Source organism: Streptomyces sp. SID14515 (assembly GCF_010548505.1).
In the GTDB taxonomy this organism is placed as follows: domain Bacteria; phylum Actinomycetota; class Actinomycetes; order Streptomycetales; family Streptomycetaceae; genus Streptomyces; species Streptomyces caviscabies.
This window is the reverse complement of record NZ_JAAGMH010000066.1, coordinates 13,496-39,062: the sequence shown is the minus strand read 5'-3', so window position 1 is coordinate 39,062 and position 25,567 is coordinate 13,496. Positions and strand designations below refer to the sequence as shown.

The 25,567-nt window shown below is 72.9% G+C and carries 17 protein-coding genes and 1 pseudogene; 6 read left to right on the top strand and 12 right to left on the bottom strand.

Translation table 11 applies throughout. From position 1 onward, the window contains the following. Together G3I54_RS12855 and G3I54_RS12850 are read right to left on the bottom strand one after the other, a co-directional pair. Positions 1–652: TerD family protein (locus G3I54_RS12855; RefSeq protein ID WP_164614187.1), on the bottom strand; the 652-nt coding region annotated here is incomplete at its 3' end. Between the two features lie 120 nt (positions 653–772). After that, positions 773–1,396, bottom strand: coding sequence for a M48 family metallopeptidase (locus G3I54_RS12850; protein ID WP_164614185.1), 624 nt, complete (start codon positions 1,394–1,396; stop codon positions 773–775). 258 nt (positions 1,397–1,654) lie between these two features. Here G3I54_RS12850 and G3I54_RS12845 point away from each other — a divergent pair, with 258 nt between their 5' ends. Beyond that, positions 1,655–2,875: a ThiF family adenylyltransferase gene (locus G3I54_RS12845; protein ID WP_164614183.1), complete on the top strand. Its 1,221-nt coding sequence runs from the start codon at positions 1,655–1,657 to the stop codon at positions 2,873–2,875. A gap of 65 nt (positions 2,876–2,940) precedes the next feature. Next, entirely contained in the window at positions 2,941–4,386 is a 1,446-nt protein-coding gene (locus tag G3I54_RS12840; RefSeq protein ID WP_164614180.1) for an AarF/UbiB family protein, read from the top strand. Between the two features lie 64 nt (positions 4,387–4,450). Here the strand turns inward: G3I54_RS12840 and G3I54_RS39445 are convergent. From G3I54_RS39445 to G3I54_RS12815, 5 genes and pseudogenes are all read right to left on the bottom strand, one after another. Next, positions 4,451–4,653, bottom strand: a pseudogene (locus G3I54_RS39445) (hypothetical protein). A 98-nt stretch (positions 4,654–4,751) separates the two neighbouring features. Then, positions 4,752–5,111, bottom strand: a complete 360-nt coding sequence (locus tag G3I54_RS12830) for a hypothetical protein (protein WP_343240325.1) — start codon at positions 5,109–5,111, stop codon at positions 4,752–4,754. Then, complete coding sequence (locus tag G3I54_RS12825; RefSeq protein WP_006127424.1) at positions 5,108–5,476, bottom strand: WhiB family transcriptional regulator; 369 nt, start codon at positions 5,474–5,476, stop codon at positions 5,108–5,110. Before G3I54_RS12825 ends, G3I54_RS12830 begins: the two co-directional genes overlap by 4 nt. Before the next feature lie 176 nt (positions 5,477–5,652). Then, complete coding sequence (locus G3I54_RS12820) at positions 5,653–5,982, bottom strand: hypothetical protein (protein WP_164614179.1); 330 nt, start codon at positions 5,980–5,982, stop codon at positions 5,653–5,655. 167 nt (positions 5,983–6,149) lie between these two features. Next, entirely contained in the window at positions 6,150–8,369 is a 2,220-nt protein-coding gene (locus G3I54_RS12815) for an ATP-dependent DNA helicase UvrD2 (RefSeq protein ID WP_164614177.1), read from the bottom strand. A 239-nt stretch (positions 8,370–8,608) separates the two neighbouring features. Here G3I54_RS12815 and G3I54_RS12810 point away from each other — a divergent pair, with 239 nt between their 5' ends. Beyond that, positions 8,609–8,863 (top strand): glutaredoxin domain-containing protein, encoded by a 255-nt coding sequence (locus G3I54_RS12810; RefSeq protein WP_006127421.1) that lies wholly within the window; start codon positions 8,609–8,611, stop codon positions 8,861–8,863. A gap of 84 nt (positions 8,864–8,947) precedes the next feature. On the opposite strand, the gene nudC is transcribed toward G3I54_RS12810, so the two are convergent. The 5 genes from nudC to G3I54_RS12785 all read right to left on the bottom strand — a co-directional run bounded on the left by nudC (position 8,948) and on the right by G3I54_RS12785 (position 19,088). Then, positions 8,948–9,904 (bottom strand): NAD(+) diphosphatase, encoded by a 957-nt coding sequence (nudC, locus tag G3I54_RS12805; RefSeq protein WP_164614175.1) that lies wholly within the window; start codon positions 9,902–9,904, stop codon positions 8,948–8,950. 80 nt (positions 9,905–9,984) lie between these two features. After that, a complete protein-coding gene (locus tag G3I54_RS12800; RefSeq protein ID WP_164614173.1) occupies positions 9,985–11,376 on the bottom strand; it encodes a dipeptidase in 1,392 nt (463 codons plus the stop codon). Positions 11,377–11,386: 10 nt separating this feature from the next. After that, entirely contained in the window at positions 11,387–14,908 is a 3,522-nt protein-coding gene (locus tag G3I54_RS12795; RefSeq protein ID WP_164614170.1) for a UvrD-helicase domain-containing protein, read from the bottom strand. A gap of 54 nt (positions 14,909–14,962) precedes the next feature. Beyond that, positions 14,963–18,340, bottom strand: a complete 3,378-nt coding sequence (locus tag G3I54_RS12790; protein WP_164614168.1) for an ATP-dependent DNA helicase — start codon at positions 18,338–18,340, stop codon at positions 14,963–14,965. A 235-nt stretch (positions 18,341–18,575) separates the two neighbouring features. Then, entirely contained in the window at positions 18,576–19,088 is a 513-nt protein-coding gene (locus G3I54_RS12785; protein ID WP_164614166.1) for an MGMT family protein, read from the bottom strand. A 221-nt stretch (positions 19,089–19,309) separates the two neighbouring features. Here G3I54_RS12785 and G3I54_RS12780 point away from each other — a divergent pair, with 221 nt between their 5' ends. The 3 genes from G3I54_RS12780 (at position 19,310) to G3I54_RS12770 (ending at position 25,539) form a co-directional block, all read left to right on the top strand. After that, positions 19,310–22,093 (top strand): lysylphosphatidylglycerol synthase transmembrane domain-containing protein, encoded by a 2,784-nt coding sequence (locus G3I54_RS12780; RefSeq protein ID WP_164614164.1) that lies wholly within the window; start codon positions 19,310–19,312, stop codon positions 22,091–22,093. A gap of 147 nt (positions 22,094–22,240) precedes the next feature. Continuing rightward, positions 22,241–23,833, top strand: coding sequence for an alpha/beta hydrolase (locus tag G3I54_RS12775; RefSeq protein ID WP_164614163.1), 1,593 nt, complete (start codon positions 22,241–22,243; stop codon positions 23,831–23,833). A gap of 110 nt (positions 23,834–23,943) precedes the next feature. Beyond that, on the top strand, positions 23,944–25,539 hold the full coding sequence (locus G3I54_RS12770; RefSeq protein WP_164614160.1) for an alpha/beta hydrolase: 1,596 nt from the start codon (positions 23,944–23,946) through the stop codon (positions 25,537–25,539). Positions 25,540–25,567 lie beyond the last annotated feature (28 nt).

Genomic DNA, 25,567 nt, shown 5'->3' with positions numbered 1-25,567 from the left:
CGAAGGACGGTGCGGGCTGCGGGGCCTGGGGTGCGGGCGGGGCACCGAAGGCCGGGGGCGCGGCGGCCTGGGCCGGCGGGGCGAAGCCCGGGACGGCGGCGGGTGCGGCGGGCGGCGGCTCTTCCTCGGCGACCTCGCCGCCGAAGTTCTTCAGGAGCGCGTCGAGACCGCCGTCGAAGCCCTGGCCGACGGCGGCGAAGCGCCAGACGTCCTTCAGATAGAAGTCGCCGAGCATCACCGCGCGCTCGGTGGTGAACTCCGACCCGGTGAAGGCGTACCTCACCACTTCCTCGCCGCCCGCGACGATCCGGATGTACCCCGGACCGATCTGGGACATCTGCCCGGCGCCGTCGAGCGTCGCGGTGAAGGAGAGCTTCTGGATGGCCGCCGGAATGCGGTCGAGCGTGACGCGGAACGACTCGGTGTCACCGGACTGCGCACCGAGGAGCTGGATGGACTCCTCAGGCGATTTCGGCTGATTGAAGAAGATGAAGTACCGGTCGTCGGAGAGCTGCTCGTTGGCGTCGAGACCGAAGCAGCTGATGTCGAAGGTCAGCCCCGGGGCTGCGATCTGCACGCCTACGTACAGATCCGTCCCTGGCGTGAGATCACTGATCTTGGCCTTGTGGCCGCGTTGGAATTCCCTGGCCATGCGTAACGACCGTCCCCCATCCCGAAGGTAAATGCGTCGCGTCAGGCTAACCGCAAACAAGGACATCGGACCAAGCCGGTACACACCCGGTACAGAATCGGCGAACGCGGCCGGGCCCGGTCACTCCTCGCGGGCGGCGGGCAGGTGGGGCAGCTGTTCGGCCGCCACCACGCCCTCCAGATACCCACGGGCGCGCTCGGTCCGCGGGTACGCCTCCAGCAGCCGCCAGAAGCCCGGACCGTGTCCGGGAACGAGCAGATGCGCCAGCTCGTGGAGGAGCACGTAGTCGACGACGTACTCCGGCATGCCCTGCAGTCGGTGCGAAAGTCTGATGCTGCCCTCGGCCGGGGTGCACGAGCCCCAGCGGGTGTTCTGGTTGGTCACCCAGCGCACCGAGACGGGGCGGGCGCGACCGTCGAAATACTGGCCGGACAGCCGTACGGCTCGCTCCTCGAGGTCGGTGTCGCCCAGGACCCGCTTGCTCTCCTGGGCGGCGAGCTTGTCGAGCATCACCCCCACCCAGCGCCGCTCCTCCGCCTCCGACATCCGGGCGGGGATGAGCACGATCGTGCGGTCGCCCTCCCGGTAGGCGGAGACCGACTTCCTGCGGCGGGTGCTCCTGCGGACCTCGACGGCGCTCGTCGCCGAAGCGCGGGGCGGGCGGGCCTCCGCGCTGCGCTGATGGCTTCCGGTGCTGCGCGCGGGGATCTCCCCGGCGAGGCCGGACGACGGGTCGGCGGGCACGCCACGACGTTACCCGCTGTCCACGGGAGAAGTCCCGTCCCCGGGGACGGTTCCGCGGCTATCCGCGGTGATCCACGGTGATCCGCAGCCATCCGCAGCGATCCGCGGATTGCACGATTAACAGTCTGTGCCTGTGGACAACTCCGCGCACGGTTCGGCGCGGGCCCGCATTCTGGCGGAGGTCCTGCGGAAAGAGCTCCGCGGATCACCGGTCTGCGAGCGCACCCGTGCTCGCGACTCCGCTCGGGGGGAGAGGTCATGTATCCGATGCTGAAGCCCGCACTGCGTCGCGCCTGGCGCGGACGGAACACCGTGCAGTTCGGTGTGACACCCGCGCACGCCGTGACGCTGGGTCCGGTGGACATCGCCACGGGCAGCTTTCTGGAGCTGCTCGACGGCACGCGTGGTCTGCCGCTGCTGCGTGAGGAGGCCCGCGCGCTGGACCTGTCGGAACATCATGTGGACGTGCTGCTCGGCCGATTGGCGGAGGCCGGACTCCTCGACGACCCGAGGTCGGCCGGTCCGGGAGCCGACGCGCTGCGCCGACGCGCCGAAGTGATGGACCGCCAGCGTCCCGATGTGGCCTCACTGTCGGTCGTCCGTCCCGAACCGGGAAGCGGACTGCGCAGGATGGCCGCCCGGCGGGCGATGCGGGTCCAGGTGCGGGGAGCGGGTCGGGTCGGGGCGTCCATCGCCTCGGTACTGTCCGGTGCGGGGGTGGGTCAGGTGGAGGTGCTCGACGGGGGCCGGGCCGAGCCCTGGGACGTGGCGCCCGGGAGCCTGCCTCCGGCAGCCGTGGGAGAACGGCGCGACGTGGCGGCCCGCCGGCTCGTCCGCCGGTCCGCACCCGGGCCCGCTCCCCGGCGCGCAAGTACGGACGGGAAGGCGGCCGGGAAGGCGGCCGACCTGGCGGGAGCCGACCGGGCGGGGGCTGAGGTGTCAGGGGCCGGCCCGGCGGGGAGCGCCGGACAGCCGCCCGGCCTGTCGCTGATCGTCGTCGCTCCCCGGGACGGCCTCGCGGTGTACGCGCCGGTCGTGGACACGGCCGGTCCCTGGATCGCGTCGGGCACTCCTCATCTCTATGCGGGGGTGATCGAGGCCACGGGGGTGGTCGGGCCTCTCGTCCTGCCCGGGGGCACCGGCTGCGCGGGCTGCCTGGAACTGCACCGTGCGGACCGGGATCCGCAGTGGCCCCGGATGCTGGCGCAGTGGCGTTCCGGGCGGCGGGGAGCGGTGCCCGCATGCGATCTGGGGCTCGCGACGGCGGTCGCCGGTCTCGCCGCGGCGCACGCCCTGGCGTTTCTGGACGGGGACCTCCCGACAAGTACCGGTGCGCGCTGGGAGGCCGCTCTACCGCTGCTGGACTGGCGTTCCGAGCCGATCGGCCCGCATGCGGACTGTTCCTGCGGGGCGGCCGGGGGCGCTACGAGGGAACGGGCCTCCGGTGGTGTTCCGGCACAAGACACAATGGCGAGGTGACCGCCGTCGCCGGAGTGACACCTTCAGGCCCGAGCGGCACGGCAGTCTGGGAACTGGAGGGGCACATGTCTGATCTTCCCCGGAAGGCGGTTACGCGTACGGCCAAGCTGGCCGCGCTTCCGCTCGGCTTCGCCGGCCGTGCCACGTGGGGGCTGGGCAAGCGGATCGGCGGGAAGTCGGCCGAGCTGGTCGCCCGAGAGGTGCAGCAGCGCACGGCGGACCAGCTGTTCAAGACCCTGGGCGAGCTGAAGGGCGGGGCCATGAAGCTGGGCCAGGCCCTCTCCGTCTTCGAGTCGGCCCTGCCCGAGGAGGTCGCCGGCCCCTACCGGGCCGCGCTGACCAAGCTCCAGGAGGCCGCGCCGCCGCTGCCCGCGCGTACGGTCCACGGGGTGCTCGCCGAACGGATCGGGGAGGACTGGCGCGACTACTTTTTGGAGTTCGAGGACACCCCGGCCGCTGCCGCCTCGATCGGTCAGGTGCACCGGGCGGTGTGGCACGACGGCCGTGAGGTCGCGGTGAAAGTGCAGTATCCCGGCGCGGGCGAGGCGCTGCTCTCCGACCTCACCCAACTCAGCCGTTTCGCCCGGCTCCTCGGCCCGCTGGTCCCGGGGGTGGACGTCAAGCCGCTGATCAAGGAACTGCGCGACCGGGTGTCGGAGGAGCTGGACTACGAGCTGGAGGCTCAGGCGCAGCGGGAGCACGCGGCGGAGTTCGCGGACGACCCGGATGTGGTGATCCCTCAGGTGGTGCACCAGTCCGATCAGGTGCTGGTGACGGAGTGGATCGACGGGATCCCGCTGTCCGAGATCATCGCGGACGGCACACCGGAACAGCGGGACCGCGCCGGGCAGTTGCTGGCCCGCTTCCTCTTCTCCGGTCCGGCGCGCACCGGGCTGCTGCACGCCGACCCGCACCCGGGCAACTTCCGGCTGCTGCCGGAGGAGGAAGGCGGCGCGGCCGGCTCGTGGCGGCTGGGGGTGCTGGACTTCGGCACGGTGGACCGGCTTCCGGGCGGGCTGCCGCGCAACATCGGCGACTCCTTGCGGCTGACGCTGGAGGGCGATGCGGCGGGGGTGTACGCGATGCTGCGCCAGGAGGGGTTCGTCAAGGAGTCGATCGACCTGGACCCGGACGAGGTGCTCGACTATCTGCTCCCGATCATCGAGCCCACACAGGTGGAGGAGTTCACCTTCGGCCGGGGCTGGATCCGTGAACAGGCGGCCCGGATAGCCGATCCGCGCTCCCCCGCCCATCAGCTCGGCAGGCAGCTGAACCTCCCCCCGTCCTACGTCCTGATACACCGGGTGACGCTCAGCACGATCGGGGTGCTGTGCCAGCTCGGCGCGACGGTCCGGCTGCGCGAGGAGCTCGAAACGTGGCTGCCGGGGTTCCTCGCGGAGGACGCGGAGGCGCTGGACACGGAGGCGGAGAGCGCCGAGAACGCAGAAAGCACGGAGTACGCCGAGGAGAAGGGCGAGCCGGAGCCGGAGGGCGAGACCGTCCAGGCGTAGAGCGGGGCCGGGCTGTCAGGCCGTCAGGTCTTCCAGGCCTTCAGGTCTCCAAGCCGTCAGACGGTCACCACCAGAGTGAGTCGAGGCGGCTCTCGATCGCGCGGATGTGGAGGCTGCGCAGCCCTCGCAGAAGTGGAGGCGGCGTCCGTCCTCCACGGAACAGAGCCAGGTAGGAGGGGCGCTGTCGCCTTCGGCGGCGGTGCCGCAGCGGGCGCACACCACGCGTCCCTCGGCGGGTTGTTCGGGGGGATGGGTCTCCTCGTCCACCTCCTGACGATATCCCCGTGACCGAACGAGCGACGGCACAACGCACCGCGGGGCCGTCCGTGTCCGGACGGCCCCGCGGTGGGGTGAAGGCTGCACGGTCAGTGCATGACCGCCATGGCCAGCGCGCGGCGGGCGCGCAGCGAGGCGCGCTCCGCCCGGCGCTGCATCCGGCGGGCGGTGATCAGGCGGACCGACTGGCGGTCCCCCTGGGCCTCCCGCAGGCGGTCGTGCATATGTGCACGAGCCAGGGCTTCTGGGATGAGTTGCATTTCGCGGGTCCTGTTCTGACGCGAGTCGTTCGCGCCGATGATGGTGACGTCGGGGGTTGCGGAGCCGACGGGCTCCTTCGTGGGGGTGATCATTGGTGCCTGATTCCGGGGGTCATGTGTGTAGGGGCGGTCGATCGTTCCGAGGCGCAGTCCGCGTGTGGGGGCGGGGACCCCACAGGTCGCGGTCACGCTGCGACCGGGTTCTTGCGCGGACGGCCACGCGGACGCTTGCGGGCCACGACGACACCCTGGACGAAGAGCTCGCCGCCCCAGACACCCCACGGCTCGCGGCGGTCCTTCGCCCCGGCGAGGCAGGCCTCGACGAGCGGGCAGGTACGGCAGAGGGACTTGGCGTACTCGACGTCGGCGGGCGACTCGGCGAAGAAGACCTCCGGGTCGTAGGAGCGACACGGGACGGGTACGCCGAGGTTCTCGATGGCGTCGTCGAGCGCGGTGAGCGTGGTGAGCGGGGTCAAGGTGGAGTCCTCCGTGGAGCCGGGCGGCGAGATCGGGGTGGAAAGCGGTACTGACGGGGCGTGCGTTTCGATGTGCACGGTGGGTGGTGTCCTCGTCTGGTCGTGCCGGCCTGTTGGCCGGTTGGCGGCTTCTGGTACCAGGTCCTGCTTGTCCCGAGGCTCCTTCGTTCCGTCTCGTCCGTTCGGACAAAACAAAAGGGCCGCGGATCCCGAGTGGGGTTCCGCGGCCCTGAAGGCGCCGGCCTGATGCTGGATCAGGCTGGATCACTCCAGGGTTCAGGCCCACGGAAGGCCCACATCGTGTGGTGGTGCTGCGTCTGCTTCGTGACTCCGGCACCGGCTGCCGCAAAGGCATAGGCCTGAGCCTGCGCTGCCTTCGCTACTGCTGCCGCCGGTGCCTCGATCGGTCGCTCATTGCGCTCCCGCGTCACGGGGAGGCTCGTCAGGGACAGCGGACGGGCGGCAGAAATGCCGGACAGACCGGTGGCACGGAGCGAGGCAGCCGAGGAGCGGGTGAGGCCGAGCGAGCAGGCGGAGACGACCGAGAGATCGGTCATTTTCTGGGTTTCGATGATGCTGATCACTTCAATCGCCTCCTCTCGGCGTCTCAGGGGGACCGGCCGGGACCGGTCCTGCGTATTCGGATAAGTACAGCACGGAATCAGGGCTTCAGAGAAGTCGCTGTTCCCGTGGTTAAGAACCTATGGTGACGACTGGGGCGGGCGCAAACTATTTTCTGGACGAGTTTTTCTCAGGTCTCGTCGACGCCCTCCTCGGGCTCGCCATCAACCGTCTCACCTGCGCAGATGGCCAGAACGTCGGCGCCGAAGCGGCTCAACTTCCGGTTGCCGACGCCGGCGATGACGACGAGCTCGCCCTCGGTGGACGGCACGGTCTCGGCGATCGCCATGAGGGTCTTCTCGGTGAAGACGCAGAAGTCCGGCTGGCCCAGCAGGGCCGCCTGGGCGGCACGCCAGTCGTACAGCCGCTCGTACAGCGCCTCGTCCATGTCCGAGGGGCACTCCTCGCAGCGCATCAGCTTCATCTCGCCCGCGTCGGTGAGCGTCCGTCCGCAGACCCGGCAGCGCACCGGGCTCCTGGGCTTCCGTGCGACGGCCGGGGTCCGCTCCTCGGCGGCGGCACGGCCGGTGCCCCGGTCGATGCCTCCGCCGCCGCCCGCTCCGCCGCGCGCGCCCGAGGCCGCCGAGCCCGGCCGCAGTCCGTTCAGGAAGCGGGTCGGCCGTCGGCTCGCCCGGCCGCCCGGTGACCGGGACAGTGCCCAGGAGAGCGAGAGGTGGACGCGGGCGCGGGTGATCCCGACGTACATCAGGCGCCGTTCCTCCTCGACCTGCTCGTCGGTCTTGGCGTAGGCGATCGGCATCATGCCCTCGGTCAGGCCGACCAGGAACACCGCGTCCCACTCCAGGCCCTTCGCCGAGTGCAGCGACGCCAGGGTCACCCCCTGGACCGTCGGGGCGTGCTGGGCGGCCGCCCGCTCGTCCAGCTCACGGACCAGGTCGGTCAGGCTCGCCCCGGGCTTCGCCGTCTCGAAGTCCTCCGCGAGGCGCACCAGCGCGGCCAGCGACTCCCAGCGGTCGCGCACGGCCCCCGATCCGGCGGGCGGCCGGGTGGTCCAGCCCTTGGTGGAGAGCACCGCCCGCACCTGGGAGGCCAGGTCCTCGGCGCCGTCGAGCAGGGAGTCGTTGCGCCCGGCACGGGCCGCGCCGCGCAGGGCGGTGCCCGCCTCGCGGACCTCGGCCCGCTCGAAGAACCGCTCGGCGCCGCGCAGCTGGTAGGGCACTCCGGCGTCCGCCAGGGCCTGCTCGTAGACCTCGGACTGGGAGTTGACGCGGTAGAGCACGGCGATCTCGCCGGCCGGCACGCCCGCGGCGATGAGGTCGCGGATGCGCCGGGCGGTGCCCTCGGCCTCGGTGGGCTCGTCGGAATACTCCGCGTAGACCGGCTCGGGGCCCTTGTCGCGCTGGGAGACCAGCTCCAGGCGGTGGTCGGCGGCCTTGCCGTGGGCGTGGCTCAGCAGGCCGTTGGCGAGGTGGACGACCTGCGGGGTGGAGCGGTAGTCGCGCACCAGCTTGACCACCGTCGCGCCGGGGTGGCGGGTGCGGAAGTTCAGCAGGTGGTCGGGGGTGGCCCCGGTGAAGGAGTAGATCGTCTGGCTGGCGTCGCCGACGACGCAGAGGTCTTCCCGGTCGCCGACCCAGAGGTCGAGCAGCCGCTGCTGGAGCGGGCTCACGTCCTGGTACTCGTCGACGACGAAGTGCTGGTACTGGCCGCGCACATGCTCGGCGATGTCGCCGCGGTCCTGGAGGATGCCGACGGTGAGCAGCAGCACGTCCTCGAAGTCGATCACCGAGCGATCGCGCTTGAGCTGCTCGTACATGGAGTAGATCTGGGAGAGCTCCGCCGGGTCGCGCGGGGCGTCCCGCTGGGTCTTGGCGACGGCGGCCGGATAGTCGGCGGGCACGGTCTGGGTGACCTTGGCCCACTCGATCTCGCTGGTGACGTCCCGCAGTTCGTTGCGGTCGAGCCGGAGCTGGCAGCGGGCGGCGGCCTCGGCGACCAGCTGCACCTTCCGCTCCAGCAGCCGGGGCAGCTCGCCACCGACTGCTTTCGGCCAGAAGTACTGGAGCTGCCGGAGGGCGGCGGAGTGGAAGGTCCGCGCCTGGACGCCGGTCGCGCCGAGCTGCCGGAGGCGGCCGCGCATCTCTCCGGCGGCCCGGTTGGTGAAGGTGACGGCGAGCACGGTGGCGGGCTGGAGGATGCCCGCCCGCACTCCGTACGCGATGCGGTGGGTGATCGCGCGGGTCTTGCCCGTACCGGCTCCGGCCAGCACGCACACCGGTCCGTGCAGGGCGAGAGCCACCTCGCGCTGCTCGGGGTCGAGCCCGTCGAGCACGGCGTCCGGGGTCTCGGGAACCTGGGGGAAGAGAGTGGAGTGCGTTGCTGCTGTCACCCCGCCATGCTGCCAGGTCCCAGGGGGCGGATGCGGCGGTTGTCCACAGGGGTGAGGTATTCGTCGTACCGGGCGGGCCGTGCGGGCCCCGGCCACCGGGGCCCGCACCGGCGCCGCGGGAATGGTGGCCGCCTCCCGTACGTTCTTTAACCTTGCGGGAGCGCTGCGGTGAGCGGCCGGACCGCGAGTGACGCTGCCGGCCGCGCAGCGGACGGACGAGACGAAGGAGCGCCAGCGACATGGCGGGCACTGTGACGATGTACAGCACCACCTGGTGCGGCTACTGCCGTCGGCTGAAGAGCCAGATGGACCGCGAGGGCATCGCGTACAACGAGGTCAACATCGAGCACGACCCGGAGTCGGCCGCGTTCGTCGAGAAGGCGAATGGCGGAAACCAAACGGTCCCGACGCTGCTGATCGTGGCCCCCTCGGGCACCGAGTCGGTCATGACGAACCCGTCTCTCGCCCAGGTGAAGCAGGCGCTCGCCGCCTGATCCGGCCGATGGAACGACTGCCTGTCGCGCGTACCACTGCCCCCGGCACCGCCGGGGGCAGTCGTGTGTCCGGGGGTGCGGACCTCAGGCGGTCCGCTTCACGGCGCCCGGCCTCGGGAGCGGCTTGCCGTACCAGAGCTCGATCAGGCGGGCCGCGATCGAGATGCCGAACGGGGGCATGACCTCGCCGGACTCGAAGGCGGCGGTGAGGTCCTCGCGGGAGAACCAGCGGGCCTCCTCGATCTCCTCGCCGTCGACGTTGATGTCGAAGGAGGTCGCCCGCGCCATGAAGCCGAGCATCAGGCTGGAGGGGAAGGGCCACGGCTGGCTGGCGATGTACTCGACCTCGCCGACGGTGATCCCGGCCTCCTCGTAGACTTCACGGGCCACGGACTGCTCGATGGACTCCCCCGGCTCGACGAATCCGGCGAGCGTGGAGAAGCGGCCCTCCGGCCAGTGCACCTGGCGGCCCAGCAGGGCCCGGTCCTGGTCGTCGGTGACCAGCATGATGACCGCCGGGTCGGTACGCGGGTAGTGCTCGGCCCCGCAGGCCTGGCAGCGGCGGATGTGGCCGGCCGCCGCGATGACGGTGCGCTCGCCGCAGCGGGAACAGAAGCGGTGCAGGCGCTGCCAGTTCTCCAGGGCGACGGCGTGCACCATCAGGCCCGCGTCGCGGGGGCCGAGGAGCAGGCCCGCTTCGCGGAGTCCGGCGGGCCGGGCCGACTGGTCCATGCGGCCGGGCAGCGAGTCCTTCTGGAGCGCGAAGTAGCTGACGCCGTTCTCGTCGGTGCCGAGGAAGTACCGGTGGGTCTCGGTGACCGGGGCCTCGAAGGCCGGGGTCATGACGATCTCGGTGCCCCCGTCGGGGGTGTCGTCGATCAGCACCTGGCCGCCGGAGACGACGAAGACGCGGGTCGTCGGGTGGCTCCACGCCACGGCCAGCCACGCCTCGTCGAGGCGGTGGTGTGCCGCGCGGTCGATGCCGCTCGGCGCGGTGAGGCCGATCGGGCGGTCTGCGGTGGCGTTGTCGAAGGTGCTCACAGGTGCTTCCTACTCCCCCTGGGTGGATCGGGTGTGCACAGGTTCGTGGAGATGTGCAGAGGACTCGGTGTGCAGAGGACTCAGAGTGCCGTGGCCATCTCGCCCCACAGGTACGCGGTCGTCTCCACGCCCTTCAGCAGCAGGTCCAGCTCGACCTTCTCGTCGGGGGCGTGCCAGCCGTCGGAGGGTACGGAGATGCCGAGGAAGAGGACCGGGGCGCCGAGCACGTCCCTGAGGTCGGCGGCGGGGCCCGAGCCTCCTTCGCGGGTGAAGAGGATCTTCTTCCCGAAGGCCCGGCCCATCGCGCGGGCCACGGCCTGGAGGGCGGGGTGGTCCAGCGGGGTCAGGCAGGGGCGGGTGGCGGGCTGGAAGGTGATCCGGTGCCGGACGCCCGCCGGGATGCGGGACTCGGCCCAGGCCCGCACGGCCTCCTGTACGCGGTCGGGGTCCTGGCCGTCGACCAGCCGGAAGCTGATCTTCACCAGGGCGGAGGCGGGGATGATCGTCTTGCTGCCGGCGCCCTGGTAGCCGCCGCCGATGCCGTTGACCTCGGCGGTGGGGCGGGCCCAGACGCGCTCCAGCGTGGAGTATCCGGCCTCGCCGGACGCGGCGCCCGACTTCGCGGTGCGCAGCCAGGTGGCCTCGTCGAAGGGCAGCTCGGCGAAGAGGGCCCGCTCGGTGTCGGTGAGGTCGGTGACCCCGTCGTAGAAGCCGGGGATCGCCACCTTGCCGTCCGCGTCGTGCAGGGCGGCGACCAGACGGGCGATCTCGGTGGCGGGGTTGGGGACGGCGCCGCCGAACGATCCGGAGTGGATGTCCTGGGCGGGCCCGTACAGCTGGATCTCGCACTCGGCGAGGCCGCGCATGCCGGTGCAGACGGTCGGGGTGTCCTCGTCCCACATGCCGGTGTCGGAGACGATCACCGCGTCGGCGGCGAGCCGGTCGGCGTGCCGCTCGGCCAGGGCGCGGAAGTTCGGCGAGCCGGACTCCTCCTCGCCCTCGATCAGCAGCTTGAGGTTGACGGCGGGCGTCGTGCGGCCGGTCGCGGCGAGGTGGGCGCGGACCCCGAGGGTGTGGAAGAACACCTGGCCCTTGTCGTCGGCCGCACCGCGTCCGTACATCCGGCCGCCCCGGATCACCGGCTCGAACGGGTCGGTCGCCCAGCCGTCCTCGCGGGCGGCGGGCTGCACGTCGTGGTGGCCGTAGACCAGGACCGTCGGGGCGCCGGGGTCCTCGCTGGGCCACTCGGCGAAGACCGCGGGGGCGCCGGGGGTCTCCCAGATCTCGGCGACCGGGAAGCCGGTCTCCACGAGCTTGGCGCTCAGCCACTCGGCACTGCGCCGTACGTCCCCGTCGTGCTCCGGCTGCGCGGATACGGACGGGATGCGCAGCCACTCGGCGAGGTCGTCGAGGAAGGCTGCACGGTGCTGTTCGGTGTACGTACGGACGGCGCTGTCCGGGGTCTCGCTCATGCTCTTGAGCCTATCCGCCCTCGGGGGCGGGCTCGTCCAGCAGGATCCGCTCCAGCTCGGCCCGGCCGGGCAGCCCCCGCGGATGGACGGTCTCGCCGCTGCGTACGTAGAGGAAGGTGGCGGTGACGGCGTCGAGCGGCAGATCGTGCAGCTCGGCCCAGGCGAGGCGGTAGACGGCGAGCTGGAGCGGGTCGGCGGTACGGTGGCGGGTGGTCTTCCAGTCGACGATCTCGTAGGTGTCGCCCGTGCGGTACACCGCGTCGATCCGGCCCCGGATCACCCGGCCCGCCAGGGTGATCTGGAACGGGGTTTCGACCCGATACGGCGTGCGCCGGGCGTACGCGGTGCGCTCGAACGCCTCCTTCAGCTCGGCGAGGTCCCGCTCGTCGGCGATCTCCGCGTCGCTCTCGTCGCCTCCGGGCAGCTCGTCGGGGCCGAGCATGGGCAGCGGCAGTTCCTCGTAGCGCGACTCGACCCAGGCGTGGAAGCGGGTACCCCGGCGGGCGGCGGCGCCGGGCGGGCGGGGCATGGGCCGGGCCAGCTCCTGGGCGAAGGCGTCGGGGTCCTCGGCCAGCCGCAGCAGCTGGGTGGCGGAGAGCGAGGCGGGGATGTGGACCTCGCGCACGGTGGCGCGGGCGCGGCGCAGCTCCCCCGCCAACGCGTCCAGGTCCCGGTCCCAGGAGGCGAGGGTGCGGGCCTCCTCGGGGGTGAGCCGCCCGGCCGGGTCCTCCTGCGGGTGACGTGCGGCCGGGATGTGCGGTGCGGATGCGCTCGCGGGCTCCGGTGCGGGCTGCCGTGCGGGCTGCGGTGCCGCCTCCCGTACGGGCTCCGGGGCGGGCTCGCGGGCCGTGTCCGGTTCGGCCTCCGCCTCGCCCACGGGGCGCTCGGTCGGCAGCGCGTCCCAGTCCCACTCCTCGTCGGCCGGTGGCTCGTCGATCGGTGGCTCGTCGTCCCAGGGGTCGTGCGCCGGTACGCGGTCGGGTTCGGGGGCGTACGCCGGTGGCCGCTCGTCCCCCTGGGCGGCCAGGCGCTCCAGGTGGGCCAGCACCGTGTCGCGGGCGGCGCGGCGGCGGGCGAGGGCGTCGGCGTCGAGCGGGAGCGGCCAGGCCAGGTCGGCGTCGCGCTCCGCGAGGGCCGGGTTCTCCTCGTCCTCGGCGGGCTCGTCCGCCCAGGCCTCGATCTCGCCGTGGCCCGCGGCGCAGTGCTCGTACAACGCGTCCAGGAAGGCGGACGGGCCGCGCGTCCTCTTCTGGGACGGGCCCCACCAGTGGCCGGAGCCGAGGAGGAGGGAGCGGGGGCGGGTGAAGGTGACGTAGCCGAGGCGCAGTTCCTCCGTGTGCTGGTGCTCCTTCATCTCCTCCTTGAACGCCTTCAGCCCCTTGGCGTCGAAGCTGTCGACGGCCGGGAGCGTCGCCGCGTCGCCGCGCAGGGCGTGCGGGAGCACCTTGGCCTGGGCGGTCCAGGCGTCCCGGGACTGGCCGCTGGGGAACTGGCCGGTGACCAGTCCGGGCACGGCGACGACGTCCCACTCCAGGCCCTTGGACTTGTGGGCGGTGAGGACCTTGACGGTGTTCTCGCCGCCGGGCAGCGCGTTGTCGAGGCCCTTCTCGTACTGCGCGGCGGTCCGCAGGAAGCCGAGGAAGGCGAGCAGCGACGCCTCGCCGTCCAGCGAGGCGAACCGGGCCGCTATGTCCAGGAAGTTGGCGAGGGTCTCGCGGCGGCGGGCGGCCAGCGCCTGCGGCGACGCCGACAGCTCGACCTCCAGGCCGGTGGTGGCCAGGACCCGGTGCAGGACGTCCATCAGGGGGTCGGCGAGCGAGCGGCGCAGGTCGCGCAGCTCCCGGGCGAGGCGGGCGAAGCGGACGCGGGCCTCGGCGGAGAACGGCAGCCCGTCGTCGCCCTCGTCCCCCGCGACCAGGAAGGTGTCCAGCGCGTCCGCGAGCGATATCACCTCGGCCGGGTCCGTGCCCTCGACGGCGTCCGCGAGCCGCTGGTCCGCGTCGGCGTCGTCCGCGTGGCCCGCCCGGTGCACGAGGAGGCGGGCGCGGCGGCCCAGGAGCGCGAGGTCGCGGGGGCCGATGCGCCAGCGCGGTCCGGTGAGGAGGCGGACCAGCGAGGCGTTGGCCCCGGGGTCCTGGAGGACTTCGCAGACAGCGACCAGGTCGGCCACCTCGGGCAGGTGCAGCAGCCCGGCGAGGCCGACGACCTCGACCGGGATGTCGCGGGCGACCAGGGCCGCCTGGATCTCGGGGAAGTCCCCTGCGGTGCGGCACAGGACGGCGATCTCGCCGGGCGGGGTGCCGGTGCGGACGAGGTGGGCGAGGGAGTCGGCGAGCCAGTCGATCTCCTCGGTGTGCGTGTTCAGCAGGGCGCAGCGGACCAGGCCGTCCCGCTCGGCGCCCGGGGCGGGGCGCAGCGCCTCGACGCCCTCGTGCATCGCGCGCAGCGGTTCGGCCAGCCCGTTGGCGAGCTGGAGGAGGCGGCCGCCGCTGCGGCGGTTCTCGCTGAGGCTGTAGCGGGTGGCGGGGGTGCCGTCGGCGTGCGGGAAGTGCTCGGGGAAGTCGTCGAGGTTGGCGACGGACGCGCCGCGCCAGCCGTAGATCGCCTGGCAGGGGTCGCCCACGGCGGTCACCGCGTGGCCCACCGCCCCCAGGTCCGTACCGCTGCCGAACAGCGCCGAGAGCAGCAGCCGCTGGGCCACCGACGTGTCCTGGTACTCGTCGAGGAGGACGACCCGGAATTCCTCGCGCAGGATCCTCCCGACCTCCGGCCGGGTGAGGGCCAGCTCGGCGGAGAGGGCGATCTGGTCGCCGAAGTCCATGAGGTCCCGGCCGCGCTTGGCGGAGCGGTAGCGCTCGGTGAGGCCGAGGAGGGAGCGGCGGGCCTCGGCGGTCTCGGGGATCTTGCGCAGGTCCGCGTTGCTGAGCTTGGCGGTGGCCAGCTCCCGCAGCAGCTCGGTGTCGTACGCGTCCAGCGCTTCGGGGCGTACGAGGTGTTCGGACAGCTCTCCGTCGAGCGCCAGGAGGTCGCTGACGAGGGTCGGGAAGGAGCGGGTGAGCGCCGGATAGGGGCCCGGGGCCTCGCGCAGCACCTTCGCGGCGAGCTGGTAGCGGGTGGCGTCGGCGAGGAGGCGGGTGGTCGGCTCCAGGCCGATGCGCAGGCCGTGCTCGGTGAGGAGGCGGCCGGCGAACGCGTGGTACGTGGAGATGGTGGGTTCGCCCGGGGGGTTGTCCGGGTCGATGACGTCGGGGTCGGTGACCCCGGCGGCGATCAGCGCCTTGCGGACGCGCTCGGCCAGCTCGCCCGCCGCCTTGTTGGTGAAGGTGAGGCCGAGGACCTGCTCGGGCGCGACCTGTCCGGTGCCCACCAGCCAGACCACGCGGGCGGCCATCACCGTGGTCTTGCCCGACCCGGCTCCGGCCACGATCACCTGCGGGGCGGGCGGCGCGATGATGCAGGCCGTCTGCTCCGGGGTGAAGGGAATCCCGAGGAGCTCCTTGAGCTGCTCGGGATCGGTGATGCGTGAGGACACGTGAGAAACGGTAACCGGAGCCACTGACAACCCGGCACGAACCGGATGCGACGGCTACTCCACCACCTGCCGCCCCTCCGGCTGTGCGCTGCACGAGGCCCGGAAGGCGCAGTGGGCGCAGTGCGTGCCGGTGGTGGGCGTGAAGCGTTCGTCCAGGACCTTTCCGGCGGCCGTCGCGAGCAGGTCGGAGACCCACTCCCCGGCCAGCGGTTCCTGCGCCTGGACCTTGGGAAAGGCGTCGCCGCCCTCCTTCTTGGGGGCGGGCTGACGGAGCTGGACCAGTTCGGCGCCGCCCGGCTCGGGGCGCTTTCCGTCGAAGACCTCGTCGACCGCGCCCTCCCGGACGGCGAGCTGGTAGACGGCGAGCTGGGGGTGGGCGGCGACCTCGTCCTTGGTGGGCGCGCCCTTGCCGGTCTTGAAGTCGACGACGTACGCCCGGCCCTCGGCGTCCTGTTCGACCCGGTCCATGGAGCCCCGGATGCGGACGGCGTACTCGCCCGCCTCCAGGGTCACGTCGAAATCGTGCTCGCTCGCGGTGGGGGTGCGGCCGCCCCGGTCCAGGACGTGCCAGTGCAGGAAGCGTTCCAGGGCGGCGCGGGCCTGGTCCTTCTCCTGCTCGGACTTCCAGGGGGCGTCGAAGGCGAGGCCGTTCCAGACGGAGTCCAGGCGCTCCATGAGGACGTCGAGGTCGGCGGGCGTACGGCTGGAGGCGACCTCGTCGGCGAGTACGTGGACGACGTTGCCGAACCCCTGGGCGGCGGTGGCCGGGGCGTCGGCCTTCACCTCGCGGCCCAGGAACCACTGGAGGGCGCAGGTGTTGGCGAGCTGGTCCAGCGCGCTGCCGGAGAGGGTGACGGGCTGGTCGCGGTCGCGCAGCGGGACGGCGGATCGGGTCGGCTCCTCCAGACCCCACCAGCGGTACGGATGGGCCGCCGGCACCAGCGGCTGCCCCTCGTCGTCGGTGAGCGCGGCGAGCCGGGCGAGGCGGTGGGCGGCGGCCTCGCGCAGCGCGGCGGAGGCGGCCGGGTCGACCGTGGTGGCGCGCAGTTCGGCGACGAGCGCGGCGACGGCGAGCGGGCGGCGCGGGCGACCGGTGACGTCGCGGGGTTCGACGCCCAGCTCGGTGAGGAAGCGGGAGGGCTGGTCGCCGTCGTCGGCGGGGGCCTTCACGGCGGTGACGACCAGGCGTTCGCGGGCGCGGGTGGCGGCGACGTAGAAGAGCCGGCGTTCCTCGGCGAGGAGGGCGCCGGGCGAGAGGGGTTCGGCGAGTCCGTCGCGGCCGATCCGGTCCGCCTCCAGGAGCGAGCCCCGGCGGCGCAGGTCGGGCCAGACGCCCTCCTGGACCCCGGCGACCACGACGAGCCGCCACTCCAGGCCCTTGGACCGGTGGGCGGTCATCAGGCGTACGGCGTCGGGGCGGGCGGTCCGCCGGGAGAGGGTGTCGGCGGCGATGTCCTGGGCGTCGACCTCCTCGAGGAAGTTGAGGGCCCCGCGCCCGCCGGTGCGCTCCTCGGCGCGGGCGGCCGTGTCGAACAGGGCGCACACCGCGTCGAGATCGCGGTCGGCGTTGCGCCCGCCCGCCCCGCCGCGCAGCGCGGCCCGCCCCAGCCTGCCGGGCCAGGGCGTGCCGTTCCACAGGATCCACAAGGCCTCCTCGGCGGTGCCGCCGCCTTCGAGGAGCTCGCGGGACTTCCGCAGGAGCGCGCCGAGGCGCTGCGCTCCGTGGGCGTACGCCGGATCGTGCGTGACGAGCCGCTCGGGCTCGGCCAGCGCGCGGGCCAGCAGCTCGTCGGAGGGCGCGGGGACCCGGATTCCGGCGGCGCGCTCCTCGTCGCGCAGGGCCCGGCCGAGGCGGCGCAGGTCGGCGGCGTCCATGGCGCCGAGCGGGGAGGTGAGGAGGGTGAGGGCGGTCTCGGTGTCGAGCCAGGAGGCGGGCCCGCCCTCCGGCCGATCCTCCGCTTCCGCTTCGGCTTCGGCTTCCGCTTGGGCTTCCGCTTCGGCCGGGCGGTGGTGCAGTGCCGCCGTCGCCACCGTCCGCAGGGCCGTCAGCAGCGGGGCGACGGCCGGTTCGTGGCGCAGCGGCAGGTCGTCGCCGTCGACCTCCAGGGGGACGCCGGCGGAGGTGAGGGCGCGGCGGACGGCGGGCAGCGAGCGGCCTCCGGCCCGTACCAGCACGGCCATCTCCTGCCACGGCACCCCGTCCTCCAGGTGGGCGCGGCGCAGCAGGTCCGCGATGTTCTCCAGCTCCGTGGACGCGGTCGGGTAGGTGTACGTCTCGACGCGGCCGCCGTCCCGGGCGGCGTGCAGTTCGCGGTGGGCGCGGACCGTGTCGCCGGGCAGCCGGGTCAGCGGCATCCGGCGGGTGAGCAGCCGGGTCGCCGCCAACAGCCCGGCCCCGGAGCGGCGGGAGGTGGTGAGGACGCCCACGGGCGCGGGGCTCCCGTCCGCCCGGCGGAAGGTGTCCGGGAAGTCGAGGATGCCGTTCACGTCGGCGCCCCGGAAGGTGTAGATCGACTGGTCGGGGTCGCCGAAGGCGATCAGCGTGCGCCCGCCGCTCGGGTCCTCGCCGCGCCCCCGGTTTCCGGCCAGCGCGTGCAGCAGGCGTACCTGGGCGGGGTCGGTGTCCTGGTACTCGTCGACGTACACCGCGTCGTAGCGCTCGGCCAGCTCCGCCGCCACCTCCGGGCGCTCGGCGAGCAGGACCGCGCGGTGCACCAGCTCCGCGTAGTCCAGGACGCCTTGGGCGTCGAGGATGTCGAGGTACTCGGCGAGGAACTGGGCCGCCGCGCTCCAGTCGGGCCGGCCGGTGCGGCGGGCGAAGGCGGCCAGCGCGTCCGGGCCGAGGCCCAGTTCGCGGCTGCGGGCCAGCACCGCGCGCACCTCGTCGGCGAAGCCGCGGGTGGTCAGGCAGGACCGCAGCTCGTCCGGCCAGCGGACATGGGCCAGGCCCTCCTTCTCCAGGTCGAGCTGGCCCGCGAGCAGCTCGCGGACGGTGACGTCCTGCTCGGGCCCGGACAGCAGCCGCAGCGGATCGGCGAACAGATCGGCGTCCTGGTGGGCCCGGACCAGGGCGTAGCAGTACGAGTGGAAGGTGGTGGCCTGCGGCCCCCGGGCCGCGCCGAGGCGGGCGGCCATCCGGTCCCGCAGTTCGACGGCGGCCTTGCGGCTGAAGGTGAGGACGAGGATGCGGGCCGGGTCGGCGCCCCGGTTCACCCGCGCGGCGACGGATTCGACGAGGGTGGTGGTCTTGCCGGTGCCGGGTCCGGCGAGGACCAGCAGCGGGCCGCCCGGGTGGTCAACCACCGCGCGCTGGCCTGCGTCCAGCAGAGGAGGATCCACCGAACCCGGCGGAGTGCGCACCAGCCGGTACGCACCCGTGGTCCGCGGCCGTGACTCACGGTGCGGACTGTGCCGGGTGGAGGAGGAACTCACGTGGATCGCCGGTCCTGTGGATGTGCGTGGGTGTGCGTGGGTGTACGGGTGAAGAGGATCAGGGTCGGTGCAGACGGGGAAGTCGGTGCAGACGGGGAAGAGGAAGGGGCGGAGCGTGCCGCGCGATGACGACGCTACGCCAGCGACGGCGCGGGAGGCGGCGGTCGCGCTGCGTCCCTCGTCACGTGCGCTGCCGCGTCGGGGCGCCGCCTCCGCGGGCCGATGGCGGAAGCTGTCAGGTGTGAGCTTTCTCGCCCGGACCACCGGGATCGCCCGGACCGCCAGGACCGGCCGGACCACCGGAGCCACCCGGACCGCCCTCGGCGCCACTCGGGTGCCCGCCGGGACCGCCCTGTCCGCCCCCGCCGTCCCAGCGGGCGCGCCGCATGTCGAGCCGCGGGATGTGCCCCTCCGCCTGGCGCGACGCCTCGCGCAGCGGGGTGCCCTCCGCGCGGTAGTGGTCCAGGGCCCGCAGCTCGTGGGCGGGCAGCAGCGTCCCGTCGGCGCGGACGACGCGCCACCACGGCACGGCCGATCCGTACAGCGCCATGACCCGGCCGACCTGGCGTGGTCCTCCCTCGCCCAGCCACTCCGCGATGTCGCCATACGTCATCACCCGGCCGGGCGGGATGAGATCGGCCACGTCGAGGACGCGTTCCGCGTACTCCGGCAGCTCCGCGTATTCCGGCAGCTCGCCGCCGGCCGGGGCGGTGCCGGGGCCGCCCCCGTCCGTCTGGTCCTGGCTCATCCGCCCCATCCTGCCGTACGCCACCGACAGCCCGGCCGAATCGGTGTCCGTCCGGGCACACAGCGTGCGCGCGGGTGCAAAGGAGCGTATGTTGCGCTTCCCGCGCCCGTGCAATGCACCCTGATGCCCTCCTCTGTCTACGGGCCGTGCCACCATCATGCGGGCGGTGACCGGTGATACCAGAACACGAAGACGAACCAGAGGCGACGAAGGAGCAGGGCGTGCAGCCACCGAAGGCGGCGGACGCCTCCGATGCCGGGGAGCGCCCGCAGGGCGGTCCCGAGTCCTCCGGAGCCCCCCGCGCCGACGGCCCCACGGCGTCCACCACCGGACATCTGGCGGGCTCGACGCTCGCCTCCGCCGAGGCCGCCCTGACCGACCGCGTCTCCGGCGACGAACCGCTGCTCCCCGCCCGGGTGCACCGCCCCTCCGACCTGATGCGGCTGCTCATCGGGGTGCTCGCGATCGCGATCCTGTTCTCGATCGCCGCGTTCGCCCAGGGCACCACCACCGGTCTCGAGGACGACATCTCCAAGGGCACCGAGCAGGCGCCCGATCTGCTGATCAAGATCGCCGGTCTGGTGTCCAGCATCGCCGTGCTGCTGGTGCCGGTCGCCTTCGCCATCGAACGCCTGATCAAACGCGACGGGCTGCGGATCGCGGACGGGGTGCTCGCCGCCGTGCTCGCCCACGGGGTGACGCTCGCCACCGACCTCTGGGTGTCGCGGACCGCTCCCGGCACGATCCAGGACGCGCTGACCCAGCCGCAGACGGCCGGCGGGCTCACCGACCCGGTGCACGGCTATCTGGCGCCGGTCATCGCGTACATGACGGCGGTCGGCATGGCGCGACGGCCGCGCTGGCGCGTGGTGCTGTGGGTGGTGCTGCTGCTCGACGCGTTCGCGATGCTCGTCGGCGGGTACACCACCCCGTTCTCGATCATCCTCACCGTGCTGATCGGCTGGACGGTGGCGTACGGAACGCTGTACGCGGTCGGCTCGCCGAACGTCCGCCCCACCGGCCAGCACCTGATGGCCGGTCTGCGGCACGTGGGCTTCCGGCCGGTCGCGGCGATGCGCACCGAGGACGCGCCGGACAAGGACAACGCCGACCAGGGCGACCGGGGGCGGCGCTATCTGGTCACCCTGGAGGACGGCCCGCCGCTGGACGTCACCGTCGTCGACCGGGAACAGCAGGCGCAGGGGTTCTTCTACCGGGCCTGGCGGCGGCTCACCCTGCGCGGGATCACCCAGCGGCGCTCCATCCAGTCGTTGCGCCAGGCGCTGGAGCAGGAGGCGCTGCTCGCGTACGCGGCCATCGCCGCCGGGGCGAACGCGCCCAAGCTGATCGCCACCTCGGAGCTGGGCCCCGACGCGGTGATGCTCGTCTACGAGCACATCGGCGGCCGGTCGCTGGACTCGATGGAGGACGAGGAGATCACCGACGATCTGGTGCGCAGCGCCTGGCGTCAGGTGAAGGCCCTCCAGTCGCGGCGGATCGCGCATCGCAGGCTGACCGGTGACGCCCTCCTGGTGGATCGTTCCGGCAGGGCGTTCGTGACGGATCTGCGCGGCGGCGAGATCGCCGCCGGCGATCTGGTGCTGCGGATGGACGTGGCCCAGCTGCTGACCACGCTGGGGCTGCGGGTGGGTGCCGAGCGGTCGGTGGCCGGGGCGCTGGCCGTGCTCGGGCCGGACGCGGTGGCGGACTGTCTGCCGCTGCTCCAGCCGATCGCGCTGAGCCGGTCCACCCGGGCGACGCTGCGCCGGATCGCCCGCGAGCGTTCGCAGCGCGAGCGGGAGGCGGTGCTGGAGGCCTCGCAGGCGGCCAAGCAGGCGAAGGCCGAGCTCGCCGCGGACCCCGCGACGGACGACGGGGCGGGCGCCGGAACCGGCCCCAGGACCGACCCCAAGGCGGAGCGCAAGTCGCTGCGCACCGAGAAGCAGGCCGAGAAGCGCGCCATGGACGATGCGCTGGAGGAGGCCCGCGAGGAGGATCTGCTGGCCCAGATCCGCCGCCAGGTGCTGCTGATCCGCCCGCAGGCCCCGGTCGAGCCGGTCCGCCTGGAGCGCATCAAGCCGCGCACCCTGTTCAGCTTCATCGCCGGTGCCATCGCCGCGTACTTCCTGATCTCGCAGGTCACCCAGGCCGACTTCGGCGCGGTCGTGGAGCAGGCGGAGTGGGGCTGGGTGGCGGCCGCCCTCGGCTTCTCGGCGCTGAGCTACGTGGCGGCGGCGATGAGCCTGCTGGGCTTCGTGCCGGAGCGGGTGTCGTTCCTGAAGACCGTGCAGGCGCAGGTGGCCGGGTCGTTCGTGAAGATCGTGGCGCCCGCCGCGGTCGGGGGCGTGGCGCTGAACACCCGCTTCCTCCAGCGGGCCGGGGTGCGCCCCGGTCTGGCGGTGGCGAGCGTCGGGGCCTCGCAGCTGTTCGGGCTCGGGGCCCACATCATGCTGCTGGCGCTGTTCGGCTATCTCACGGGGACGGAGAAGACCCCGGACTCGCTGACCCCGTCCCGGACGGTGATCGCCGGTCTGCTGACGGTCGCGGTGCTGGTGCTGGTGGTGACGGCGATCCCGTTCCTGCGGAAGTTCGTGGTGACCCGGGTGCGCTCGCTGTTCGCCGGGGTCGTGCCGCGCATGCTGGATGTGGTGCAGCGGCCGCAGAAGCTGCTCACCGGCATCGGCGGCATGCTGCTGCTGACCGGCCTGTTCGTGCTCTGCCTGGACGCCTCGATCCGGGCGTTCAGCGGCCCGGACGTGCCGCAGCTGAGCTACGCGAGCATCGCGGTCGTCTTCCTCGCCGGGAACGCGCTCGGCTCGGCCGCCCCGACGCCGGGCGGTATGGGCGCGGTCGAGGGCGCCCTGACGCTGGGCCTGATCGCGGTCGGGCTGCCGAAGGAGGTCGCGGCGCCGGCGGTGCTGCTGTACCGCGTGATGACGCTGTGGCTGCCGGTGCTGCCGGGGTGGATCGCCTTCAATCAGCTGACCCGCAAGGGCGAGCTGTGAGCCGTACGCACATCCGGTGGCCGGGCGAGCGATAGCCGCCGGGTCTTGGCGGGCGGGGGCGGTGGCGGCCGCCCGTACCGGCCCGGCCGCCACCCGCATGGACCGCGCCCGGCCGCGCGCCCCGGCGCCCCGCCGCACGATGGGGGCATGAGGACTTCCCCCGCTCTGCGCGCCGCCGCCCTCGCCGCCACCGCCACGGTGCTGCTGCCACTGGCCGCCTGTTCGGACGACGGCGACGGGGACGGGTCCTCGACGCCCACCGGGGCCTCGACCGCCTCGCCGACCTCCACCGCCGAGGACCTGGCCTCGCAGAAGCTGGAGTGGTCCCCCTGTCCGCCGCCGAACACGGCCCAGGGCGGCGGCGAGTCGCCGTCCCCGCTGCCCGGCGGTGTGGTGTGGGAGTGCTCCTTCATGGACGTGCCGCTCGATTACGCGAAGCCGGACGGCCGCACGATCGAGCTGGCGCTGGTACGGGCGAAGGCCAAGGAGCAGAACCGGCGGATCGGCTCGCTGGTGTTCAACTTCGGCGGGCCCGGCGCGTCCGGTGTGGCGACGCTGCCCGCGTTCGGCACCGAGTACGACAAGCTCCGCACCCGCTACGACCTGGTGAGCTTCGATCCGCGCGGGGTGGGCCGCAGCGAGGGTGTCCAGTGCGCGGACGACGCCCAGCTGGACGCCTTCTACCAGGAGGACTCCACCCCGGACGACGCGGCGGAGGAGAAGCGGTTCGTCCAGGGGCAGAAGGACTTCATCGCGGACTGCGAGGAGAACTCCGGCCCCGAACTCCCCTTCGTGGGCACGACGAACGCCGCCCGTGACATGGATCTGATGCGCACGGTGCTGGGCGACGAGAAGCTGCACTACTTCGGCATCTCGTACGGCACCGAGCTGGGCGGCGTGTACGCCCACCTCTTTCCGGACAAGGTCGGCCGGGCGGTCTTCGACGCGGTGGTCGACCCCACGAAGGACGCCGAGCAGTCCTCGCTCGGCCAGGCCGAAGGCTTCCAGCTCGCCCTGGACAACTTCACGAAGGACTGCGCTGAGCGCGACGACTGCGCGCTGCCCGGGGCCACCCAGCAGGAGGTCGAGCAGTTCATCGCCGATCTGCTGGCCGAGCTGGAGGAGCAGCCCATCGACGGGCTCGGCGACCGGACACTGACACAGACGCTCGCGACCACCGGCATCGCGTCCGCGCTCTACTCCAAGGAGACCTGGCCGCTGCTGGAACAGGGCCTGGACGAGGCGGACGGCAAGAACGGCGGGCTGCTGCTGGCGCTGGCCGACTCGCTCAACGGCCGCTCGGAGGACGGGCGGTACGACAACTCCAACGCCGCCAACATCGCCATCAACTGCGCCGACAGCAAGCAGCGGTTCTCGCTGGAACAGACGAAGGCGGCGCTGCCCGCGTTCCGCAAGGCGTCGCCGCTGTTCGGGGACTATCTGGGCTGGGGCCTGATGAGCTGCACCGGCTGGCCGGTCGCGGGCGCCTGGCAGACCCCGGACGTCAGCGCCCCGGGCGCCGCCCCGATCCTGGTCATCGGCAACACCGGCGACCCGGCGACCCCGTACGCGGGCGCCAAGGCGATGGTGGAGAAGCTGGGCAAGGGCGTCGGCGTCGAGCTCACGTACAAGGGCGAGGGGCACGGGGCGTACAACAGCAAGGACGCCTGTGTGCAACGGACGGTGGACGGCTATCTGTTGAACGGCCGGGTGCCCAGGTCCGGCACCGTCTGCGGCTGATACCGGGCCCCGACTCCCGTACCGCGCAAGGCCGTTAGCATGTCCGCACACCACAGCCGCCCGACGCGTCGCCACCGGCTTCGGCGGGCCCCGGGGAGGGAAGCCGGATCATGAGTGCGCACCGTCGTGCCCAGCGGGCCGCCGTCACAACAGGAGCGGCCCTTCTCGCGGCGGGACTGCTCGCCGGCTGCGGGCTGTTGAGCTCGGAGCCGGCTATGGACCAGCCGGCCGACGGCCGCCCCGGCGACGCCTCCGCCGCGCCCACGCCGACCGGGCCGAAGGACTCCCCCGAGACGCCGGAGCTGCCCTCCGCGCTCACCTCCCAGCGCCTCGACTGGAAGCCCTGCACGGCTCCACGCGGCGGCAACACCCCCGGTTCCGCCTGGCGTTGCGCGCGGGTGGACGTACCGCTGGACTACGCGGAGCCGTCCGGGGAGACGCTCTCCGTCGCGCTGATCCGCAAAGAGGCCCGCGACCAGGGGCGGCGGCTCGGCTCGCTGCTGTTCAACTTCGGCGGGCCCGGCGGGTCCGGCGTGGAGGCCCTGCCGCGCGCCGCCAGGGCGTACGGGAAGCTCAACACCCGCTACGACCTGGTGAGTTTCGATCCGCGCGGGGTCGCCGCCAGCTCCGGGGTACGCTGCCGCACCGACAAGGAGCAGGAACAGGCCCACCGCAACGTCGACCTGACTCCGGACACGGCGGCGGAGGAGGCGGCCTTCATCGAGGACGCCGCGGAGTACGGCGCCGGCTGCGAACGCCGCTCGGGCACGGTCCTGCCGCACGTCGGCACCGGCAACGCCGCCCGCGACCTGGACCTGATCCGCCAGGTCCTGGGCGACGAGAAGCTGTCCTACTTCGGCTTCTCCTACGGTACGGAGCTGGGCGGGACGTACGCGCACCTCTTCCCGCACCGGGTGGGGCGCACCGTGCTGGACGCGGCCGTCGACCCGACCGCCGACGGGATCGGGCACGCCCGGAACCAGACCACGGGCTTCCAGCGCGCTCTGGAGAACTATCTGAAGGACCGCGGCCAGAACCCGAAGGAGGGCTCCGAGCGCATCGCCCGGCTGCTGGCCCGGATCGACCGGAGTCCGCTGCCGACCGACTCGGGCCGCGAGCTGAGCGAGTCGCTCGCCATCACCGGCATCGTCACCCCGCTGTACTCCGAATCGTCCTGGCCCGCCCTGACCGCCGCCCTCGACGAGGCGGAGAACAACGGCACGGGCAACGGTCTGCTCCGGCTCGCCGACTCGTACAACGGCCGTGACGAGCAGGGCCGTTACGACACCCAGAGCCACTCCCAGCGGGCGATCTCCTGCGCCGACTCGACGTCACGCCCCACCGTGGACGAGGCCCGTGCGCTGCTGCCGGAGTTCCGTGAGCTGTCGCCGGTCTTCGGCCCGTTCCTGGCCTGGGACACCGCGGGCTGGTGCGCCCAGTGGCCCGTGGAGGGCGAGCACGAGACGCCGGAGACCAGTGCGCCGGGCGCGGGACCGATCCTGGTCGTCGGCACGACCGGCGACCCGGCGACCCCGTACGAGGGGGCGCGGCGGATGGCGGACGAGCTGGGCAAGGGCGTCGGCGTCCTGGTGACCAACAAGGGCGAGGGTCACGGGGCCTACGACTCCGACGCGTGTGTGACCTCGACCGTCGACGACTACTTCCTGGACGGGAAGGTCCCGGCGGACGGCAAGACCTGCGGGTGACGGAACCCGCGCAGGGAAAAGGGGCCCG

Excerpts from the sequence above, each read along its gene's own strand:
- G3I54_RS12845 (WP_164614183.1), top strand. The coding sequence starts at position 1,655 with ATGTATCCGATGCTGAAGCCCGCACTGCGTCGCGCCTGGCGCGGACGG.
- G3I54_RS12840 (WP_164614180.1), top strand. The coding sequence starts at position 2,941 with ATGTCTGATCTTCCCCGGAAGGCGGTTACGCGTACGGCCAAGCTGGCC.
- G3I54_RS12810 (WP_006127421.1), top strand. The coding sequence starts at position 8,609 with ATGGCGGGCACTGTGACGATGTACAGCACCACCTGGTGCGGCTACTGC.
- G3I54_RS12800 (WP_164614173.1), bottom strand. The coding sequence starts at position 11,376 with ATGAGCGAGACCCCGGACAGCGCCGTCCGTACGTACACCGAACAGCAC.
- G3I54_RS12785 (WP_164614166.1), bottom strand. The coding sequence starts at position 19,088 with ATGAGCCAGGACCAGACGGACGGGGGCGGCCCCGGCACCGCCCCGGCC.
- G3I54_RS12775 (WP_164614163.1), top strand. The coding sequence starts at position 22,241 with ATGAGGACTTCCCCCGCTCTGCGCGCCGCCGCCCTCGCCGCCACCGCC.
- G3I54_RS12770 (WP_164614160.1), top strand. The coding sequence starts at position 23,944 with ATGAGTGCGCACCGTCGTGCCCAGCGGGCCGCCGTCACAACAGGAGCG.